The sequence below is a fragment of the Achromobacter sp. genome (assembly GCF_057314935.1).
Genome location: NZ_DBHKZA010000010.1, coordinates 97,847 through 104,002, shown reverse-complemented (window position 1 = coordinate 104,002; position 6,156 = coordinate 97,847). Strand labels below are relative to the sequence as shown.

At 66.7% G+C, this 6,156-nt stretch carries 3 protein-coding genes; all 3 read left to right on the top strand.

Features of this window, described 5'->3' with window-relative positions; translation table 11 throughout:
- On the top strand, positions 1–2,595 hold a 2,595-nt coding region (locus ACO6D5_RS05880; protein ID WP_485824863.1), incomplete at its 5' end, for a beta strand repeat-containing protein.
- Positions 2,596–2,701: 106 nt separating this feature from the next.
- Entirely contained in the window at positions 2,702–4,363 is a 1,662-nt protein-coding gene (locus ACO6D5_RS05875) for a ShlB/FhaC/HecB family hemolysin secretion/activation protein (protein ID WP_485824862.1), read from the top strand.
- 217 nt (positions 4,364–4,580) lie between these two features.
- Positions 4,581–6,140, top strand: coding sequence for a lyase family protein (locus ACO6D5_RS05870; protein WP_315526069.1), 1,560 nt, complete (start codon positions 4,581–4,583; stop codon positions 6,138–6,140).
- The last annotated feature ends 16 nt before the right edge of the window (positions 6,141–6,156 follow it).

The window sequence follows — 6,156 nt, the reverse complement described above, 5'->3', positions numbered from 1 at the left end:
GTCAGCGGCAGCTTCAGCGACAAGAACGTGGCCAACGGCAAGACCGTGGCCTATGTGCTGGGCGGAGCGGATGCCGGCAATTACGCGTTGGGTAACGGCGTGACCAAGGGCAAGGCCAACATTACGCCCGCGACCCTTACCGGCGCCATCACGGCTGCGGGCAAGGTCTACGACGGAGGCGTCGCGGCCGCGACTCAAGGCAACCTCACGGGGGTGATCCTGGGCGACGTCGTCGGCTTGTCCACCACCGGCTCGTTCGCAGACAAGAACGTCGGCAACAGCAAGACGGTGAACGTCGGGGGTTCGTTGACGGGCCTGGATGCGGGCAACTACGTGCTTGCCGCCAATACGACCACCACCGCCAACATTACGCCCAAGGCGATCACCGGCGCGCTGACGGCCGCCGGCAAGGTGTATGACGGCTTGCGCGATGCGGCCACGACGGGCACGCTGAACGGCGTGGTGCAGGGCGACAACGTCGCCGTCAATGCCACGGGCCTGTTCGGCGACAAGAATGTCGGCAACGGCAAGCTGGTGGCGGTGAATGGCGTGCTGACCGGGGCTGATGCGGGCAACTACACGCTGAGCACCAACGCCACGACGCTGGCCAACATTACGCCCAAGGCGTTGACGGGCGCCATCACGGCCGCCGGCAAGACCTATGACGGCACCACCGCGGCCAGCACGACGGGCACGCTGAACGGCGTGGTCCAGGGCGACACCGTTGCGCTGTCGACGACAGGCGCCTTCGCCGACAAGAACGCCGGCGTGGGCAAGCAAGTCAACGTCAACGGCACGCTGACGGGTACGGACGCCGGCAACTACACGGTCAGCGCCAACGGCACGACGGTTGCCACCATCACGCCGAAGACGATCACGGGCGCCATCACGGCCGCGGGCAAGGTCTACGACGGTTCGGTCGCCGCCAGCACGTCGGGCAGTCTGGCCGGCCAGATCCTGGCCGACGCCGTGGCGCTGTCGACCTCCGGCTCGTTCGCAGACAAGAACGTCGGCAACGGCAAGACGGTGAGCGTCGGCGGCTCGCTGACGGGTGCGGATGCCGGCAACTACACGCTGGTGGCCAATACGACCACCACCGCCAACATCACGCCCAAGGCGATCACCGGCGCGCTGACGGCCGCCGGCAAGGTGTATGACGGCTTGCGCGATGCGGCCACGACGGGCACGCTGAACGGCGTGGTGCAGGGCGACAACGTCGCCGTCAATGCCACGGGCCTGTTCGGCGACAAGAATGTCGGCAACGGCAAGCTGGTGGCGGTGAATGGCGTGCTGACCGGGGCTGATGCGGGCAACTACACGCTGAGCACCAACGCCACGACGCTGGCCAACATTACGCCCAAGGCGTTGACGGGCGCCATCACGGCCGCCGGCAAGACCTATGACGGCACCACCGCGGCCAGCACGACGGGCACGCTCAACGGCGTGGTCCAGGGCGACACCGTTGCGCTGTCGACGACGGGCGCCTTCGCGGACAAGAATGCCGCTATCGGCAAGCTGGTCAATGTCACCGGTTCGCTGACGGGGGCGGATGCCGGCAACTACACCGTCAGCGCCAACGGCACGACCACGGCGACGATCGCGGCACGCCAATTGAACGGCGCGCTGGGTGCGCTGGACAAGGTCTATGACGGCGATACCGTGGCAACGGTCACCGGCGCTGACGCCATCGCCGGCATCATCGCGGGCGATGCGCTGGGGGTGGCGGGCAGCTTCTCCGATAAGAACGCGGGCGAGGGCAAGACTGTCGCCTTCGCGTTGACTGGCGGCGACGCAGGCAACTACGTCTTGAATGCCGCCGATGCGCGCGCCGCCATTGCGCGTCGCGTGCTGGGTATCGACGGCACCACGGTCGCAGGCAAGGTCTACGACGGCAGCACGTCCGCCCAGGCATCCGCAGGATCGCTGACCAACCTGGTCGAAGGCGAATCGCTGGCCGTAGGAACCACGGCAACGTTCGACAACGCCAACGCCGGCAACCGCAACGCCAACGTGCGCTACGCCTTGGCCGACGGCGACAACGGCCTGGCCAGCAACTATGTGCTGGCCGACACGCAGCATCAGGCTGTGATCGATCGCCGCGCCATCACCGTCGCGGCCGACGACAAGACCAAGCGTGCAGGCGATGTGGATCCGGCGCTGACGTGGCGCGTCACCCAGGGCAATCTGGTGGGCAACGACACGCTGGCCGGCCTGCTTAGCCGCGCGGCGGGCGAGACGGCCGGCAACTACGTCATCGGCGCGGGTGGCCTGTCCAACAGCAACTACCTGGTTGCGGCGCAGGATGGCACGCTGGTCATCAGCAATGCCGTGCAACCGGACAGCCGTCGCGAGGCTGCGCTGTCGACGGCGCAATGGCTGCAGGCCGCGGTAGGCACTGCCAATTCGACGCCGCCCAACCCGACGGGCGACTTGAACTTCGTGCCGGTCGACTCCAGCAGCCAAGGCCAGGGCGGCAATGCGAAGCCGGCGCCGAACGCAGGCCAGGGCGCGCGCAGCATGCAAGGCCCCGCTCAGGTCCTGGTGATTGACGGCGGTATCCGCCTGCCCGAAGGCGTTGCCCAGGGCGGTATCTGATCCCGGCCCCTGATACGGCGAACGCCACGACTTATCCGCTTGCCGGCTGCCCATTGCCCTACGGGGGCGTGGGCAGCCGCTCCGAACACCCGATTCCCACACGATCATGACGCAAGTTTCATCTTTCGCACGTCCGCACTACCTGGTCCTGGCGCTTGCCGCGCTGCTGCCTGCGGCGGTTTCCGCCCAGCAGATCCCCAACGCCGGCCGTATCCTTCAGGAACAGGCGACTGAACCGCAGCCGCCGGCCCCGTCGCCCGACCTGAACCTGAGCAGCCCCGTTCCGGGCACCGTTGCGCCCGGCGGCCCGCAGGCCAGCGTGACTCGCATCGACCTGACGGGCAACCAAGCCTTCTCAAGCGAGCAGTTGCTGGGGCTATTGGGCGACTACCAAGGCAAGTCCTACGACCTGGCCGGCATGCAGGACCTTGCCAACCAGCTGACGCGCTACTACCGCGATGCGGGTTATCCGTTTGCACGCGTCTACCTGCCCGCGCAGGGGCTGGAAAACGGCGTGCTGCGCCTGCAGGTCGTCGAAGGCCGTTATGGCGAAGTCAAGACGGAAGGCGATGCCGCCCTAGCCGCACGTGCCCAGGCCTACCTCAGCCCGCTGAAATCCGGCGACATCATCGAAAGCGCTTCGCTGGAACGCGCGGCGCTGCTGTTGTCCGACCTGCCCGGCGTCACCGCCAGCCCGATCATTCGCCCTGGCCAGCAGCTGGGCACGGGGGATCTGGTCGTGCAGGTTGAGCGTGGCGACCGCGTCAACGGCAGCGTCGGCCTGGACAACCAGGGCAACCGCTACACGGGCCAGTACCGCGCCAACGCCGCACTGTCGATCAACAGCCCCTTCATGCTGGGCGACCAGATCACGCTGCGTGCGCAGCGCACGAGCGAAAGCCTGAACTACGGTGACGTTGGCTACAGCGCTCCGCTGGGCAGTTCGGGCCTGCGCGGCCGCGTGGGCTACGGTTACACCGGCTATGAGCTGGGCAAGGAATTCAGCGACCTGGACGCGCACGGCACCGCCAAGGTGGCCAGCGTGGGCCTGAGCTATCCGTTGATCCGTTCGCAAAGCCGCAACCTGACCATTGGCATCGATTTCCTGCACAAGAAGCTGCGCGACGACTATCGCGCCGCCGAGATCGAGCAGAACAAGTTCAGCAACAGCGTGCCGATCGCGGCGCAGTTCGACGTGCGCGACAGCCTGGGCGGCGGCGGGTTGACCTACGGCGCCTTGAGCTGGACGCCGGGCACCCTGAAGCTGGACGGCAACCTCGCTACCGCCGACAGCCTGAGCGCAAACTCGGCGGGTCACTACAGCAAGTTGAATCTTGACATCGCGCGCCTGCAATCCGTGTCGTCGCGCTGGAGCCTGTTCGGCCGTTTCAGCGGTCAATGGACCAACGACAACCTGGATTCGTCCGAAGACTTCGGTCTGGGCGGACCCGCCGGCGTGCGCGCCTACCCCGTGGGCGAAGGCTACGGTGACCGTGGCTGGCTTGCGCAGGTGGAAGTCCGCTACGCGGCAGGCGCCGTCACCCCGTTCGCGTTCTACGACGCGGGCCGGGTAGAGATTTCCTCCCATCCCTGGCAGGCCGGCGAGAACTTCCGCCGCGTCGCCGGGGCTGGCGTCGGCGCCCGCGTTGCCGTGGGCGGCTGGCGGGGCGAAGCCACGGTCGCATGGCGCACCGATGGCGGCGCGCCGCAGTCCGACAGCCGGGACCACAAACCCTTGTTCTGGGTAAGCGCGCAGTACTTGTTCTAAGCCAGCGCGCCGGCTTGGCCCCTGTCTTCCTCCCGGAGACAGGGGCCCTTTTTTTTGCGCCGCGGCATCGCGTCAGCGTATCGTCAGCCAGGACGGCTCTTGTTACGCATTCGTGGGTTATCCGTGTAATACCCGGTTCTCGGGGGGAAGGCTTTTCCATAAACTACCGCACCGCCCCTGTATCGACCCCGATAACGATCCCCATAACGAGAACGCCATGAGACAGTTTCTTCCCACCCTGGGCGCCGCCCTGGTCTTGTCGCTGAGCACGCACGCCGCGCTGGCCCAGCCGGCGCCCGCCGCCGCTGCTTCGGCCGCGCCCGCCGCCGCCACCGCCGTGCCGCGCGATCCCTTCTTCTGGCTGGGAGAGATCAACAAGGCCACCGCCGTCATCAATACCGATGAAGGCCTGCTGGACAAGTCCATCGCGCCGCGCCTGGCCGCCGGCGTCGCCAAGGTGATCAACGACGGCAACCAGCCGGGCGCCAAGCGGCCCGCCAGCGTCATCACCTTCGAGCCGCTGCTGATCAAGGCGGCGGGCGAAGACGTGACCTTGCTGCACGCCGGCCGTTCCAGCCAGGACATGCATGCGACCTACCGCAGCGCCATCCTGCGCGACAAGCTGCTGGAACTGGCTGACCAGTTGAATAAGACCTCCACCACGCTGGTCGAGCTGGCCGCCAAGCATGCGGGCACGATCGTGCCGAACTACACCAACGGCGTGGCGGCGCAGCCCAACAGCTATGGCCACTATCTGCTGGGCCAGGCGGCCGGCCTGGCGCGCGACGCGCAGCGCATCCGCGAGGCCTACGTCCGCATCGACCGCTCGCCCATGGGCACGACGGTGCTCAACGGCACCAGCTGGCCGCTGGACCGCAAGCGCATGGCGCAATACCTGGGCTTTGAGGCGCTGGTCGACAACGCCTACGACGCCTCGCAGATCTCGTCCATGGACCAACCCGTGGAAGTCGCCTCGATCGTGACCAGCATTGCGCTGCGCACGGGCAACTTTGTCGAAGACGTCATGACGCAATATGCGCAGTCGCGTCCCTGGATATTGCTGGAAGAAGGCGGCGGCAATACGTATGTGTCCAGCGCCATGCCGCAAAAGCGCAATCCTGGGCTGTTGAACGACACGCGCAGCGATGCGTCCACCGCGGTGACCCTGGCGATGGGCCCCGTCATCCAGACGCACAACATCACGCCGGGCATGAGCGATCCGAAAGACGTGAAGCAGAACTCCGCCATGGTCGACAGCGGCATTTCGGCGCTCAAGCGCTGGGACCGGGTGCTGAAGGCCATGGTCATCAGCCCCGACCGCGCGCTGGAAGAGTTGAACAGCGACTGGACCGCTTCGCAGGAACTGGCCGACGTGCTGATGCGCAAGTACAAGCTGCCGTTCCGCGACGGCCACCACTTTGCCTCGGAAGTCGTGACGTACGCCAAGACCAACAACATCAAGCCGTTGGACTTCCCGTACGAGCAAGCCCGCCGCATCTATGCCGACGCCATGAAGGATTCGAAGTACGGCAACGAGCTGCCGATGAGCGAAGCGGAATTCCGTTCGACGCTGGACCCCGTGGCCATCGTGAAGAACCGCGCCACCAGCGGCGGCCCGCAGCCCGCGGAGATGGACCGCATGCTGAAAGAGGCGCGCGACCAGTTGACCTCGCAAGGCAAGTGGATCAAGGAGCGCCGCGACCACATCAACCAGTCGCTGGCGGACCTGGACAAGAAGTTTGACGCGCTGGCGGCCAGCGAAGCCAAGGCGAAGTAAGCGCCCGCGGACGCCG